Origin of the sequence: Paludibacter propionicigenes WB4 (assembly GCF_000183135.1) — a bacterium.
Lineage (GTDB): Bacteria > Bacteroidota > Bacteroidia > Bacteroidales > Paludibacteraceae > Paludibacter > Paludibacter propionicigenes.
Window position 1 is genome coordinate 2,633,071 of the sequence record NC_014734.1, and the last position, 16,664, is coordinate 2,649,734.

General features: G+C 36.3%; 6 protein-coding genes. All 6 read left to right on the plus strand.

The features are described 5' to 3' along the window. Positions 1 to 477 precede the first annotated feature (477 nt). The 6 genes from PALPR_RS10830 to PALPR_RS15470 all read left to right on the plus strand — a co-directional run bounded on the left by PALPR_RS10830 (position 478) and on the right by PALPR_RS15470 (position 16,626). Positions 478 to 3,903 (plus strand): PAS domain S-box protein, encoded by a 3,426-nt coding sequence (locus PALPR_RS10830; RefSeq protein WP_013445671.1) that lies wholly within the window; start codon positions 478 to 480, stop codon positions 3,901 to 3,903. A 17-nt stretch (positions 3,904 to 3,920) separates the two neighbouring features. Continuing rightward, positions 3,921 to 4,346 carry a response regulator gene (locus tag PALPR_RS10835; RefSeq protein WP_013445672.1) on the plus strand — a complete coding sequence of 142 codons (426 nt, stop codon included), beginning with the start codon at positions 3,921 to 3,923 and terminating at the stop codon, positions 4,344 to 4,346. A 12-nt stretch (positions 4,347 to 4,358) separates the two neighbouring features. Then, the gene (locus PALPR_RS10840; RefSeq protein ID WP_013445673.1) at positions 4,359 to 8,651 is read left to right on the plus strand and encodes a PAS domain S-box protein; all 4,293 of its coding nucleotides are present in this window, start codon (positions 4,359 to 4,361) and stop codon (positions 8,649 to 8,651) included. 5 nt (positions 8,652 to 8,656) lie between these two features. Beyond that, on the plus strand, positions 8,657 to 9,466 hold the full coding sequence (locus PALPR_RS15465) for a CheR family methyltransferase (protein WP_171805041.1): 810 nt from the start codon (positions 8,657 to 8,659) through the stop codon (positions 9,464 to 9,466). A 97-nt stretch (positions 9,467 to 9,563) separates the two neighbouring features. Then, the gene (locus PALPR_RS10850) at positions 9,564 to 12,530 is read left to right on the plus strand and encodes a response regulator (protein WP_148226470.1); all 2,967 of its coding nucleotides are present in this window, start codon (positions 9,564 to 9,566) and stop codon (positions 12,528 to 12,530) included. Beyond that, the gene (locus PALPR_RS15470) at positions 12,520 to 16,626 is read left to right on the plus strand and encodes a PAS domain S-box protein (RefSeq protein WP_013445676.1); all 4,107 of its coding nucleotides are present in this window, start codon (positions 12,520 to 12,522) and stop codon (positions 16,624 to 16,626) included. The genes PALPR_RS10850 and PALPR_RS15470 overlap by 11 nt, the downstream gene beginning before the upstream one ends. Positions 16,627 to 16,664: the final 38 nt, after the last annotated feature.

The window sequence follows — 16,664 nt, forward strand, 5'->3', positions numbered from 1 at the left end:
ATAACATATATTTGCTATTTTGCCCCTATATTTAAGAGAATTGAAGCCTTTTTAAGGGTATTATTTACACTAAATACGTCTCGCGGTATTTTTCCGTTTTTATAACTAACTCTCAACTTATCACACAGTGCCTATTCATATCTTAAAATCTTTATGATCTAAGGATTTTCTTTGAGCCGGATTATGCTTCTTTTTATAAAGATGTCGACTTATAACTGTTACATAAAAACAGCGCATGTAATAATTTGCGCCTCAGTCAAATAGAATAATTGCTACAAAAATAGCCTGAAATATCTGCTTCTAAACATATAACCTTAAATATATCTGTCTTTCTATTAAATTAATATGTAATTATTATTATATTTGCCACTACTACAGTAGCATAAAAATGTAAATCAAAATTTGTTTTGACATTTTATTTGCAGTTTACACTGTATTCAGCATAGCTAAAAACCGGATGGACTAATCTCCTGTGACATGAAAAAACAGATGCATGCAAACTCAATTACTATTGCAGAAGCAAACCATGACTTATTAGTCAATGGAATTCTTAATAGTATCACCAATGCTTTTTTCTCGGTTGACTTTGAATACCGTTACACCGGTTATAATGAGTTACATGTCAGGCGCATGAAGGAGCTATACAATGTTGATGTAAAGTTAGGAGATAAATTATCCGATTATCAAACCCTACAGATTGATTGGCTTAAAGCAAAATCATTTATTGACAAGGCTTTAGCTGGTGAAACATTTACGGAGTATGTTTATTTAGGATATTCGGGATCAAAGCAGCTTTATTCTGAAGTTTCGCACAGTCCGATTCTGAACCGTAAGAATGAAGTGATTGGAGTGTCGATATTTTCCAAAGATGTAACTGAACGAAAAGCAATAGAAGATGCATTAAAGGCAAGCGAGCTGAAATACAGAGGCTTGGTGGATAACTCTCCGAATGCTATTGCAATTTACTGTGACGAAAAGGTTGTATTTGTAAACAATGCATGTTTCAAATTAATAGGAGCTACAACCAGAAATGAGCTGATTGATAAACAGGTACTTGATTTTATACATCCTGAATTTAAAGAACTGGCCGCAAGCCGCATGAAAGAGGCATCCATAAACCATAAGGTTTTACCTTTGATAAATGAGAGGCTTATAAAACTGGATGGCTCTTATGTAGATGTAGGAGTAAAATCGATACCCATTGAATTTGATGGTAAACATGCTGTACAATTAATAATTCATGATCTTACGGAGCTAAGACAAGCTGAAGAAAAAATCAGGGAAACGGAGATTCTGTTTTCACAGGCATTTAATGCAAGTCCTGCGGCAATGAGCATTGCTAACCAAAAAAATGGATCTTACATTGCTGTAAATGAAAGTTTCCTTCTTATTGCGGAATTACATAGAGAGGATGTAATCGGGAAAACCCCCGAAGAACTTAATTTAATTGACAAAGATACCAGACAAAAGTTGAAAGCTCAGTTGATAGAGAATGGTATATTAACCGATGTTGAGGTTCAGGCGAAATCGGCATCAGGGAAGCCACTGGTACTAATGTTTTCTGTACAAATTACAGAACTAGCCGGAGAACGTTGCATCTTATCAACTATGCAAGATATTACTGAGCGAAAGAAGATAGAACAGGCTTTGCGTGAGAGTGAAGAAAAATTTAAAAAGGCATTTATGACAAGTCCGGACTGTTTGAATATCAACAGGCTGGATAATGGAACATACGTTTTGGCTAATGAAGGATTTACAAAGATTTTAGGATATACAGAAAATGAAATCATAGGTAGGACTTCTTTAGAAATGAATATTTGGCTCAATCCAGCAGAGAGGGACAATTGGATTAAAATATTATTTGAAGATAGGAAAGTGGATAACTTTGTGACTCAATTTAGGACTAAGACCGGGGAATTAATTTATGCGCTGGTATCAGCTGCTATCATTGAGTTGGACGGAATTCCTCATGTACTTAGCCTTACACGAGATATTACGAAACAAAAACTTGTAGAAAATAGTCTTCGTTCCAGTGAAGAAAAGTATCGCTCATTGTTCGAAAATAATACTTCAGTCATGTTGTTGATAAATCCAGAAACAGCAGAAATTGTAGATGCAAATCCTACGGCCTGTGAGTTTTACGGCTGGACTTATGATGAGATCTGTACGAAAAAGATAACCGATATAAATATACTTCCTTCCGATGAAATTTTTAATGTAATGAAAGATGCGAAGTTGAAAGGACGGAAACATTTTCACTTTGTTCATCGAAAAGCTAATGGGGAACTACGTGATATAGAAGCTTTTTCTACACCAATAAAGGATGGAGATAAAAATTTTCTGTTTACGATAATACATGATATTACCAGTCGGGTCAGAGCGCAAAAGGCTCTGAATGAAAGCGAAGAGAAATTTAAGAAGGCATTTACAACAAGTCCGGATTCAGTAAGTATTAATCGATTGGAAGATGGTGTTTATGTTTCAGTAAATGATGGATTTACGCGCATCATGGGATATGATAGAGATGAAATACTGGGACAATCATCTATCGATAAGAATGTATGGGTGGATGCTAATGACCGTAAAAAAATGGTCAATGAAGTAAAAGAAAAGGGGTTTATTGAAAATCTTGTAGCGCAGTTCAGAACAAAAAGCGGTAAACTTGTGTACGGTATGATGTCTGCTTCTATTATAGAATTAGATGGAGTTAAACATGTTCTAAACATCACACGAGATATTGATAAACTAAAGCAAGCCGAAAAGGCCCTGCAAGAAAGCGAAGAAAAACTCAGTACGCTTTTTAGCTCTATGACAGAAATGGTGGCTATGCACGAACTTGTATTTGATGAGGATGGAAATGTAATTAATTACCAGATAACAGATTGTAATAATGCTTACTGCCAAATTTTTGGAATAAAAAAAGAAGATGTAATCGGAAAACTGGCAACGGAGTTTTATCATTGCGAATCGGCACCATATCTGGAACTATACAGTAAGGTTGGAATCACGGGCGAGTCGTATGAATTCAATACTTTCTATGCTCCTGCAGGGAGGCATTTCTTAATCTCAGCGGTCTCAACAAAGAAAAACTGTTTTTCTACCATTGCATCAGACATAACTGATATTCAAAGAATTCAGGAGCTGATTACCGATAAGAATAAGGAGCTTGAAAACTACCTTTATGTGGCTTCGCACGATTTAAGATCTCCATTGATAAATATACAAGGATTTAGCCAGCGATTACAAAAGCAATCTGAAGATATAAAAGCCATACTGGCGGACTCAAAATCAGAATCGGAAAAGAAGGCCGAAATCGATAAAATAACAAATGAAGGAATGCCCAAAACAGTGGACTTTATATTGTCTAATGTTTCTAAAATGGATACGCTCATTAAGAGCCTGTTGCAGATATCGAGGAGTGGACGGCTAATGCTGAATGTGAATAAAATAGATATGAATCAGCTAATTAATAAAATTATTGCTGCTCATAACTATCAAATCACAGAACTTTCGGCCCAAGTTATTATTCAGAACCTTGACTATTGCTATGGAGATGAAAATCAATTGAATCAGCTTTTTTCAAATATTATTGATAATGCTCTGAAATATCACGATCCGAACAGACTGTTGAAAATTGAAATATCGTCAGAGGTTCAATACAAAAAAGTTCGATATGCAATTTCTGATACCGGGATTGGAATAAGCTCTCACAGTTTTGAAAAAATCTGGGATGTTTTTTACCGTGTTGATGCAAAGTCTTCTCAAGTGGGTGAAGGAATTGGATTGAGTATTGCTAAAAGAATTGCCAGTAAACACAATGGCAAGATTTGGGTAGAATCTGTTGAAGGAAAAGGTAGTACATTCTTTATAGAATTGCAAAAACAAGATTTCTTAGAACTTTAATTTAATACGCATTAATCATGGAAGTTTATAAAAAATTAATCATCCTCATTGCTGAAGATGATGATGGACATGCCGAATTAATTAATAACGGATTAATAGAATCGGGAGTTAAGAATGAAATTATTCGTTTTTCCAATGGCGAAGAGCTCTGGAGTTTTTTCTCTTCAAAAGATTCGAAAACTATTCAGGAAAATAATTATTTATTGCTGCTTGATATCAATATGCCAAAAATGGACGGTATTGAGGTATTGAAACTAATGAAATCGGATAATGATTTAAAGGAAATCCCAATTATGATGCTCACGACAACCGATGACCCAAGGGAGGTAGAGGCCTGTTATAAATTGGGTTGCAACATATACATTACTAAACCTATTGATTTCAATAAATTCACCGAAATGCTAACCAGGCTCGGTTTGTTTATACAGATTATAAAAATTTAAAACCAGCAGAAAATGGAAGCGTTGAAAGAAACTATACTCATTATTGAGGATGATGCGGGTTTAGTTGAATTGCTGAATGAGAGGATACAAGAGCAGGGATTTCAGACAGCTAATGTAAATTCGGCTAGGGAGGCATTTGATTGGATTAAAAATCAAACACCCTCATTGATTCTTCTTGATTACAGCTTGCCCGATAAGAATGGTAAAGAATTCATTGCTGATTTAATGTCTGAATATCAGATGATACCGCCTTTTATATTGGCTACCGGGCAAGGAGACGAAAGAATTGCTGTTGAAATGATGAAGCTTGGTGCGCGAGATTATATAGTGAAAGATGCTAACTTTTTGGACTTAATACCGATAGTAATTACACGGGTTTGTAAAGAAGTACAAAATGAATTAAAGATACGACAAATAGAACTGGCTTTAATAGAATCCAATCAGTTCAATAAACAAATTGTAGCCAGTGCTCAGGAAGGAATTGTAGTTTATGACAAAGACCTGAAGTTTCAGACATGGAATCCATTCATGGAAGAACTTACCGGAATTCCTGCCTCGGATGTTATCGGCGAACATGTTTCAAAATTCAGCCCTTTATTGGAGGATGTAGGCATTTTGGAGAATATAATGAAAGCACTTCGGGGTATTGTCGGTCCGGAGATTGAGTTTTTTCACTATTATCCAGCTTCGGGAAAAGCTGTCTGGCTTTCCGATTCAATATCGGTACTGAGAAATACAGATGATGAGATTATTGGTGTAATATCTACGATTCATGATATAACCGAGCGAAAAAAAGCTGAAGAAGAAATTATTAAACTAAGTAAACATTATCAGGCTATAATAGAAAATGCACCTGATGGTTTTGTGCTGCTCAATTCAGAAGGGCAATTTAAATATTTCAGTCCATCTGCTCTGAAGATGTTTGGCTATAGCCTTACAGATGAATTAGTCGCAATACCGGATGAATTAACGCATCCTGATGATTTACCCTTTGTTTTGAGTACGTTGGATGAGTTATTCAAAAATCCTGGTTTAACACCCACGATTGTATATCGGTTTAAACACAAGAATGGCACTTGGATATGGATTGAAAGTACATTTAGCAATTTGTTGAATGATCCTGCAGTTGAAGCATTGGTCATAAACTTTAGAGATGTAACTGAACGTAAAAATGCTGAAGTAGCTCTCAGAGAAAGCGAGAATAAATTTCGCTCAATAACAGAACAAACTACCGATTTGATAGCAATAACTGATGTTGATGGCGTTGTGCAGTACGTCTCACCGTCGAGTAAGTCTATTTTTGGATTTGAGACCGAAGAGATGGTTGGTCATAATTTTGTTGAATTTCTTGATGATTCTTCTATCGAAAAGGCAATGTCCTCATTTAAAGATACTGTCAATCTGAATATAAGAGTTGTTGATTTAGAGTTGACGATGAGGAGAAAAGATGGTTCACTTTTTATAGGAGAACTAAACGGAACTGCTTTCGAACAAGGTTCACAAAAAGGGTCGTTGGTTATTATCAGAGATATTACAGAACGGACTATAAGTCGTGAGGATTTTATAGACCTTTTTGATAATGCACCAATCGGTTACCATGAAGTTGACACGGAGGGTCGCATTGTACGTGTTAATAGAACGGAGTTGAATATGTTGGGTTACACGGCTGAAGAACAAATTGGACTATATGTATGGAAAAATGCAGTAGATGAACAAAGATCAATCAAATCGACTCTAGATAAACTTAATGGGCGATCTAATTCTGTCACTCCATTTGAAAGGGATATTCGACGAAAAGATGGCTCAACTATCACTGTATCAATTCAAGACAAGGTTTTACGGGATGACTTAGGCAATATAACAGGAATCAGATCTACCATTCAGGATATAACTGAGAGGAAACAAGCCGAAGAAGCTATTATTCAGGCTAAACAAAGCTATTTCGATATTTTTAATTCAGTTTCGGAGGCTATTTATGTAATAGATGAAACCGGCTGTTTTATCGAAGTGAATAAGGGTGCAGAAAGGATGTATCAGCGGTCAAGAGAGGAACTCATAGGGCTTACTCCGGAATCGGTTTCAGCTCCGGGATTAAATAACATCGAAAATGTGCAAAAAATAATACAACGATCTTTCGAAACAGGTACACCTGCTAATTTAGATTTTTGGGGCGTACGTAAAAACGGAGAAGTTTTTTTGAAAGAAGTGTTTGTAAATAAAGGAAAGTACTTTGATAAGGAGGTATTGTTGGCTACTGCGCGTGATGTTACTGATCGTAAGTTGATGGAAAATGACCTCCGTGAGAGTGAGGAGAAATACCGTTATTTGTTTGATAACAATCCCCAGCCGATGTACATTTGTGACATGGAAACACTATATTTTTTGGAGGTAAACCAATCACTAATTGATAGTTATGGATATTCAAGAGAAGAATTTCTTAGGATGAAAATTACAGATATTCGTCCACCGGAAGATATTCCGGAACTTTTAATTGATGTTCGGGCTGATGAGAAGAAGCATAAACTTGCCGGAGAATGGAGGCATATAAAAAAGGATGGAAGCATAATAAATGTAGACATAACTACTGTTTCCATTATCTCCAATGGAAGAAAGGCAAGACATGTTCTTGTTCAGGACATTACACTTCGGAAAAAGGCTGAAGAAGAATTAAAGAACTCGTTTTCGCTACTGAATGCAACGCTTGAATCGACAGCCGATGGAATTATGGTGGTTGATTTAAAGGGTACACCTATCATCTTCAATAAGAAATTTATCGAAATGTGGAATGTTCCGACGAGTGTTATTGCAGCCAAGAGTGGTCGTCAGTTTTTGGAATATATTGCGGATCAAATTGTTGAATCCGATGAATTTGCTTCAAATGTCAAGTATTTGTATAATAATCACTTAGCAACAAGCGTAGACACTGTTTTTCTGAAAGATGGCCGTATTTTTGAGCGTTATTCAATTCCGCAACGTATCGAAAGTTCAATTGTTGGGCGGGTATGGTCTTTCCGCGATATAACTGAAAATAAGCGTGCAGAAGAAGCTCTTCGAGTGAGCGAAGAAAAATTCAGATCTATTACAGAGCAAATCTCCGATTATATTTCTATTTGCGACTTGACGGGAGTTATTCAGTATGCATCTCCAGCTTCAAAAACGATATTCCAATTTGAACCTGATGAAATGCAGGGACATCATTTTTTAGAATTTATTGTAGAAGAATCTTTGCCTATGGCTTACGAAGTATTCAATAAAGGAATTGATCAAAAACTAAAAGCTATTGATGTAGAACTTGAATTGAAACGCAAAGATGGCTCTACTTTCTTTGCCGAACTAAATGGAACAAGTGTGGTTTTTGGTAACGAAAACAGAATCTTGGTTATTATTCACGACATTACACACAGAAAGAAAGTTGAAAATGCGTTACGGGAGAGTGAGGATAAATACAGGACAATGATTGAATATTCAAATGACTTGATCTGGGCACTGGACAGTAAAGGTAATTTTACTTTTTTGAATAGAATGGCCATAAATACTGCTGAAATTAATTCTGATGAGTGGATTGGAAAATCTTTTGACTCTTTTGTTCTCTCTGAAGATTTGGCAATGCTGACTGATGTATTTCAAAGAACGATGGCAGGAGAAAACTGCACCTATGAATTACGTTTTAAAAAATCAGAAACTACGTTATTGACTATTTCTGTCAACACTTCTCCTATTTACAATAATGGAAAAATTGAAGGAGTGGTGAGTTTTGGACGAGATATAACAGAACGAAAAAAAGCCGAGGAAGCATTGCGAGCAAGCGAGGAGCTTTATCGAAATTTAGTTCTGCGAATTCCTGATGGAGTTTATAAAAGTACTAGTGCTGGTAAGTTTGTAGATGTGAACCCCGCTATGATTCAGATGCTTGGATATGATAGTAAGGAAGAACTGATGGCTATTGATATTAAAACTCAACTGTATTTCAATCAGGCTGACAGAGAAAGTCTGACTTTAGATGAGTTTCACAAAGAAACAAGTGTATTTCAATTGAAAAAGAAAGACGGAACTGCGATTTGGATTGAAGACCATGGTTGGTATAACGTTGATGAAAGCGGTAATGTTTTATTTCATGAGGGTGTTTTACGTGATATCACCGAACGAAAAATTAGCGAACTTGCTTTGCAAGAGAAGATGGATGAATTATTGAGATTCCATAATCTAACAATAGACCGTGAAATGATGATGATTGAATTAAAACGAGAGGTTAATAGAATGTTAGTTAACTCCGGTCAGCAACCCAAATATAAAATTGTTGAATGAAAAAAATGAATATTCCAATATCAGAATTGCTGCTGGAAAGACACGGAGTTGATATCTCTAAATATGATGCCGGATTTCTGAATAAATCGATTCAAAAAAGAAAGATCGAGACTCTATGTGATTCTGATAATTCTTATTTTGATTTAGTTAGACAGGATAAGAGTGAAAGTAAACATTTTATCAGTTCTTTATCTGTTAGTTATAGCGAATTTTTTCGAAATTCCCTGTCGTTCTCTGTGTTAGAAAAAATTATAATTCCATCTATTATGTTGGATAGAGTTCGAATAAAAAGAAAAGAAATTAGAATCTGGTCGGCTGCTTGTGCAGCCGGACAAGAAACTTACAGTTTGGCAATACTTCTAAAAGAGTTTTCTCAAGCAATAGGAGAGAAAATTAATTTCCGTATTTTTGCCACTGACCAATCTGAATTACAGATTAAAGAAGCCAAAGCCGGAATTTATACAGAGTCTACATTGAACAACGTAACATTGAGAAGACACAAGAACTGGTTCAGCAAGATTGGCGATAATTATAAGATAAATGAGGATTTAAAAGAGAATATTGATTTCTCTGTTTTTGATTTATTAAGTGATTATCACACGTCTCCTCCTTCAAGTATTTTTGGAGAGTTTGACTTAGTCATTTGTGCTAATCTTCTTTTTTATTATCAGCCTGCTTTCAGGTCAAAGATAATCAATAAAGCCAGTCATTGTCTTTCATCTAATGGGTTTATATTGACCAGTGAAACAGAGAGAGAATTTCTTTTAAGTGCCGGTTTTCAGGAGGTTTATCCTCAGTCGGCTATTTTCAAATGATATTATGTAGTATTAACTTGTAGATAGACTAAACAGAACATTAAAATAGTATTCAGACCATTTGTTGGTTGCTATATTTTACAAGAAAGAAATTAACATGAAAATAAAAGATTTAAAAATAGGAACTCAGCTTGTACTTGGCTTTGGAGCAATGGTTTTGTTTGTTATCATCCTCGGAATTGTATCCAATATTCAGGCTGATAAAATACATGTGCAAACTGAAGAACTATATAACCATCCGTTGCAACTAGGGAGAGTCGTAAACAATATAAAAATTGATATCTTCAACATGAGATTGGGAACAAGAGATTTAATGCTTGCTGTTTCTGATGAGGAAAAACAGGCGGCCATCCAATCAATTGAACTAGCTTCTGCCGATATGCAGACTCAATTTAATACTCTTAGCCAGAAATACTCCGGACCGCGTTCAGATATAGATTTGGCTTATAAAGCCATGATAAATTGGAAAACAACGCGTGATATAAATACGAAATTAGCCCTAGCCGGTAAACTAGACGAAGTTAAAAAAAATGTTGCTCCAGATGGAATCGTAGGAAAATACAGAACAGAATTTATGTCCCGAATTCAGGTGATTGATAATTATGAGAGTAGAATGAGTAAAACTTTTTATGCTAATTCCAATAAAATAAAAGACTCATTAAACTGGGGGTTATTCATATTGATTATTTTGATTCTGATTTTCTCCGGAATTATTATTTTTCTGCTTCTAGTAAATGTAAAAGTTCCAATAAAAAAATTGACTCATATTGTCGAAGCATTTCAATCTGGAAATATGAGTATTCGGAGTCATTATGACTCCCAAAATGAAATAGGTGTTTTATCGAAGGCGTTCAATTCGATGTTACAGAGTATACAAACGAATGAAGAATTAACTCATAAAACAGCTGAACTTTCGCAGATAATGTTGCTTGAAGAAGATCCGGGCAGATTCTTTGCAACTGTGTTACCAACACTGGCAGAGCAAACCAATTCTCAAATGGCGGCTATTTATCTACTATCTGAAGATAAAAAACGTTTCGAGCATCTGTCTTCATTCGGCATGTCCGACACATCAAAACTTACCTTTGATATTGCAAGCCTGGAGGGTGAATTCGGATCGGTATTATCTACCAGAAAAGTCAAAACCATTAAGCGCATTCCTAAGGATACGCGTTTTCTGTTCCACACAGTAAGTGGTAAGATTGTTCCGAGAGAAATTATTTCCATCCCCATTATATCCGGAAAAGAAGTGATTGCTATTATTTCATTAGCTAGTGTTAGAACCTATAGCACACAATCGGCATTGCTGATTGAAAATATACTTGATACGTTGACCGCCCGTATAGAAGGCGTACTGTCTTATCAGCGAATTCAAAATTTTTCGAAAACCCTTGAATTTCAAAACCGTGAGCTCGAAGCGCAAAAGACCGAGATGGAGGCTCAATCGAGCGAATTGGCTGAGCAAAACAGAGAGTTGGAGATGCAGAAAATACAATTACATGAGGCGAGTAGGCTCAAAACGAATTTCTTGTCGAATATGAGTCATGAATTACGAACTCCGCTTAATTCAGTTATTGCGCTATCAGGAGTTTTAAGCCGTAGATTGAACGAAAAAATTCCGGCGGATGAGTTAAGTTATCTCGAAGTTATTGAGCGAAATGGTAAGCATCTTCTGTCATTGATTAATGATATTTTGGACATTTCGCGCATTGAATCAGGAAGAGAAGAGGTGGATGTTTCAAAGTTTATTGTTGAAGAACTTGTTACTGACATTGTGTCAATTATTAAGCCGCAAGCTCAACAGAAAAATATTGATCTAATAAAAGCAACAATTTCTAAAGATATTGTGATAACCAGCGATATAGATAAATGTCGGCATATTCTCCAAAATTTAGTAGGAAATGCTGTTAAATTTACAGAGAAAGGGAGTGTGTCAATCGATGTTGTAAAAACTCAGAATGCAATCGAGATATCAGTTACTGATACTGGCATTGGTATAGCCGAAAGCAATATTGACCATATTTTTGATGAATTCAGACAGGCTGATGGGGGTACATCGCGCAAATTTGGTGGTACGGGCTTAGGGCTGGCAATAGCAAAAAAATATGCTAACTTACTGGGCGGAACAGTGACGGTTAAGAGCATACTAGGCGAAGGTTCAACTTTCACACTTTCGTTGCCAGAGAATTATTCGGTAGAAAACAGAATTGTTGAAACCCCACGATTTGAAACGAGCTTTAAGAATGTGACTCCTAAGTTTCCACCGGCTAACAATTCGCCAAAAACAATTTTGTTGGTAGAAGACAGTGAACCGGCAATTATACAGATCAAAGATTTTTTGGAAGAAAGCGGTTACAATATACTCACTGCCACCGGGGGAAGCGAGGCGTTGGATATTATTTCGCACACTATACCGGACGCTATGATTTTAGATTTAATGATGCCAGAGGTCGATGGCTTTGAAGTGCTTAAAACCCTTCGTGAAGCTGAGCCAACAGCACATATTCCGGTGCTGATCCTTACGGCAAAGCATATCACGAAAGAAGATCTCAAATTTTTGAAAAAAAATAATATACATCAGCTTATTCAAAAAGGAGATGTTAACCGCAATGAGCTGCTTAGCTCTGTGGCTGGTATGTTGCATTTGGAAGAAGAGAAAAAAATCAGCAGAGTAATTCCACTCCTGCCAACAGAGGGTCAAGCATCGGTTTTGATTGTTGAAGATAATCAGGATAATATGACTACAGTAAAGGCAATAATAGGAGAAAAGTTTAAAATTTTTGAGGCTGTGGATGGAATTCAGGGTGTAATTATGGCACAGAAACATATTCCTGATTTTATTCTAATGGATATAGCATTACCCGGTGTAGATGGAATTGAAGCTTTCAAAGCAATTCGGAACGATGGCAAGCTGTCACACATTCCTATTATAGCTCTTACTGCCAGTGCAATGACATCCGACAGAGAAACGATTTTGGCGTATGGTTTTGATGCTTATCTGTCTAAACCTATTGATGAAAAAGTCTTTTTTAAAACGATAAATAAAGTACTTTATGGAAAGTGATCAGATAAAAATTCTTGCCATTGATGATAACTTGGATAATTTAATTATTATTCAGGCACTTGTTCTTGAATCGTTTCCCTATGCAAGAGTTATAAAGGCATTAAGCGGCAATGAAGGTCTTCTGTTAGCTTCTAAAGAGGATCCCGATGTGATTTTGCTTGATATAGTGATGCCGGATATGGATGGCTTTGAAGTTTGTCGACAGTTAAAAGAAAATGAACGGTTACGTGATATTCCCGTCGTTTTTGTCACGGCGCTCAAAGGAGATAAAGAAAGTAGAATTAAAGGACTCGAAGTTGGTGGTGAGGCTTTTCTGGCCAAGCCTATTGACCAAAGCGAACTTATTGCCCAAATAAGGGCTATGTTGAAAATAAAGATAGGGAATATTCAAAGACGCGATGAGAATATACGTCTGGCTGCCCTAGTGGAGGCTCGCACGCTTGAGTTAAAGAAAACACACAGCGCCACCTTAAACCTACTGGAAGATTTAAAAAATGAAAATGAAGCAAGGAAAAAAACCGAGGAGGCTTTACGTGCAAGCGAAGAATTGTATCGATCGGTAATTAATGCATCACCGGATAACATTACTGTAGCCGACTTACAGGGTAATATACTTATGGTTTCACCGAGAGGATTGGAGTTGTTTGGTTATAAAAACAGTGAAGAAATAATTGGAAAAAATATAGAACAATTTCTTGTTTCATCAGAAGTTCAAAGGGCTAGAAATAATGTTGAATCTATGTTTCGGGGAGTTTTTAAAGGACCCGAAGAATATCAGATTTACAGAAGAGACAAAACTATTTTAAATACAGAAATTAATGCAGAATTTGTTCGTGATGCTGATGGTAATCCCAGCAGATTGGTATTTGCTATCCGCGACAATACTGAACGAAAACTAGCTCAGGAAGCTCTTCGTGAAAGCGAAGAAAAATTCCGTGATATGGCCAACCTTTTACCACAGGTGGTATTTGAGATGGATGTGAACGGAATTATTACCTACGTGAATGAGCAGGCTTACACAATATTCAAATACGAGAATGGAACGTTAATAGGCAAGGACTCGCTTGATTTACATATTCCAGCAGAACGAAAAAGAGCAACCGGTATTGTTCAAAAAGCACTTTTAGGAAAACGAGTTGAAGATAATGAGTTTCGGTTAGTAGCCAAAGATGGTTCTATCTTCTCAGCTTTGATTTATTCAAATGCCATTGTTAAAGATGGACGTAATGTAGGAGCCAGAGGTATAATTATTGATATTACGGAGCAAAAGAAAGCGGAAGAAAGACTACGTGAAAGTGAAGAAAAATTCCGCGAAATGGCAAATATGTTGCCTCAAATTGTATTTGAATCGGACGTGCACGGAAACCTGACTTACGTAAACAAACATGGGTTCACGATATGTGGATACAACGAAGAAGAGGGTCTGGAACTGTTGGGTACAAACGGCTTGGATTTCATTAAATACTCAGATCGCGAAGTTGCACAGGGTGTTTTACGTGACAGGATAGCCGGCAAGCCGATTGATAGCAACTTGTACTATGTAAAGAAGAAAGATGAAACGACTTTTCCAGCACTGATATATTCAAATCCTATTTATAAAGACAATAAATCAGTTGGTTTAAGAGGACTTATTGTAGATATTACTGAACAAAAGCAAGTTGAGAAGAAGCTGAATTATGTTACGCGATTGTATGCTTTTCTGAGCCAGATAAATCAGGAAATTATTCGCTCTAAGAATATTGATGAGTTATTTGAAATAATATGCAAATTGGCTGTTCAGTTTGGACAATTCCGCATGTGTTGGGTGGGAATTTATGATGAGGCAACAGGTATGCTAAATCCGATTGCTTCTTCAGGAGATGATGATAGATACTTAGAAAGTCTAAAAATCTATCCGATGGGAGAAAATGGAAATGGCCCTACAGGTACTGCATTTAGAGAAGAAAGGATGATATTTTGCAATAACATTGCCTCAGATCCAATGATGTCTTTGTGGAAAGAAGAAGCACTTAAGCGAGGCTATCAATCATCTTTTGCTGCCCCTATTTTTCGGAAGGGAAAGGCTATTGGAACTATGACTCTCTATGCATCTGAAGTCAATTTCTTTGACGATGAAGAGCAGAAATTATTGTTAGAAATCAGAGAAGATATTTCATATGCTATTGATGTTATCGATTCTGAAGAAGAGCGAAAGCAAGCTGAAGAAGCATTGGAAAAGAGTAGAAATGAGTTAAAAACAATTTATGATTATGCTCCGGTAATGATGTGTGTGGTAGATGAGAAAAGACAAATTCAATTTGCCAACAAAGCATTTTCTTCGTTAACGGGCGTATCAGAGGTCGATTTGATTGGAGATGTAGTAGGAGGAGTAGTAGGTTGTATTAATTCATTTGAAAGTCCTAAAGGATGTGGGCATGGTTCAAAGTGTTCGGAGTGCAGCTTACGCATGGCTATGGAGAGCACCTTTATTACGGGCGAAGGGCATCAGAATGTAGAATATCAATCTGTTTTTAGAATAAATAACGTAGAGAAAGACGTATCACTTTTGGGCTCCACTGCTATTATCAATTATGGTAAAAGTAAAAGTTTACTCTTATGCCTGCACGATATAACTGCCAGAAAGCAAGCCGAGGATGCTTTACACAAAAGTGAAATGTTGCTTCGAACATTTATCGAAAATACACCTTTTGAGATTTGGGCAAGAGATATTAATAGCGTAGGGATTTTAGAGAATAAAAAATTAGTTGATCATTTTGGTTCCATCATTGGCAAAACCCCTAACACTGATCCGACGATTGATGAATCACTCAGAGAGTTGTGGGAATACAATAATAAACGGGCTTTTGAAGGCGAAATGATTGATGAGGAGTACACATTTTTCTGGAATAACGAAGAACATGTTTTTCAGCAAATCATATTCCCGATTAATATAAACTCGAAATTAATCGGAATAGCCGGATTTAATATTGATATTACAGACAGAAAAAGGATAGAAAAGGAATTGATAGACCAGAAGCAGTTCTTCGAGCAAATGTTTATGCAGTCATCTCTCAGTACGCAGATTCTGGATAAGGAAGGTTGGTGCGAGCGAGTAAATCCTAAGTTAACCCAACTTTTTGGAGTTGAAGCCAAATACATGGAAGGGAAAGTATATAATATTTTTGAAGATGTAGAGATTCTGAAAAAAGGGATCAACAAAAAGCTGGAGAGAGTATTCACTAAAGGGAAAACAGTAGAATGGGAAATGTTTAGGGAAATTGGCTCTACCGAAAGTGTTCCTGATTCCTCAACAAATGAGAATAGAAAAGCTTGGTTCAGTAATTGGGCTTATCCTATTCAGGACAGAGATGGTGAAACAACACATGTTATTATTCAGCACACAGATATTACTGATAGGAAAAAAGCTCAGGAAGCGTTGACTGAATCCCAGGAACAATTGAAGAAATTTGCTGCTCACCTTCAAAATGTTCGGGAAGAAGAAAGAATATTGTTGGCGAGAGAAATACATGATGAGTTGGGGCAAATACTCATTGCTATAAAGATAGATATGGGAATGTTGAAACAAAATGTTCTTAAAGGCATTGACGATCAGCATTCGGCGGAAGTCTTAGAAAAATTTGAAAGTCTTTCAAGTTTGGTTGACAATACAATTCATACAGCCCGGAAGATTATGACGGATCTCCGGCCTGAAGTGTTGGATTTGCTCGGATTTATTGATGCGGTAAAACAGCATCTTAAAGCTTTTCAGAACAGGCACAAAGTGCAATGTAAGTTTGAGAACACAGACAATGATTTGCAATTTAGCTCACAGCAAGCCGTAGCTCTTTTTCGTATTATACAGGAAGCCCTCAATAATGTGGCAAAACATGCTAAAGCAACAGAAGTAAAAGTAAAACTTAAACAAAAAGATGATAGTCTGATATTAGAAATCATAGATAATGGGGTCGGGTTTGATGAAAATCAAAAGAAAAATCACGATTCGTATGGACTTATTGGGATGAAGGAACGTGTGTTCTTGTTGGATGGAGAACTTGCAATAATAAGTGGAAAAAATACAGGAACAACTATAAAGATTACAATGCCTTACAATAAATGATATAGCTCTGGAATTAATTATCTTTCAGAGTTTAGATA

What these genes read in the sequence shown, in the direction of transcription:
- PALPR_RS10830 (WP_013445671.1), top strand. Translation starts at nt 478, where the DNA reads ATGAAAAAACAGATGCATGCAAACTCAATTACTATTGCAGAAGCAAAC.
- PALPR_RS10835 (WP_013445672.1), top strand. Translation starts at nt 3,921, where the DNA reads ATGGAAGTTTATAAAAAATTAATCATCCTCATTGCTGAAGATGATGAT.
- PALPR_RS10840 (WP_013445673.1), top strand. Translation starts at nt 4,359, where the DNA reads ATGGAAGCGTTGAAAGAAACTATACTCATTATTGAGGATGATGCGGGT.
- PALPR_RS15465 (WP_171805041.1), top strand. Translation starts at nt 8,657, where the DNA reads ATGAATATTCCAATATCAGAATTGCTGCTGGAAAGACACGGAGTTGAT.
- PALPR_RS10850 (WP_148226470.1), top strand. Translation starts at nt 9,564, where the DNA reads ATGAAAATAAAAGATTTAAAAATAGGAACTCAGCTTGTACTTGGCTTT.
- PALPR_RS15470 (WP_013445676.1), top strand. Translation starts at nt 12,520, where the DNA reads ATGGAAAGTGATCAGATAAAAATTCTTGCCATTGATGATAACTTGGAT.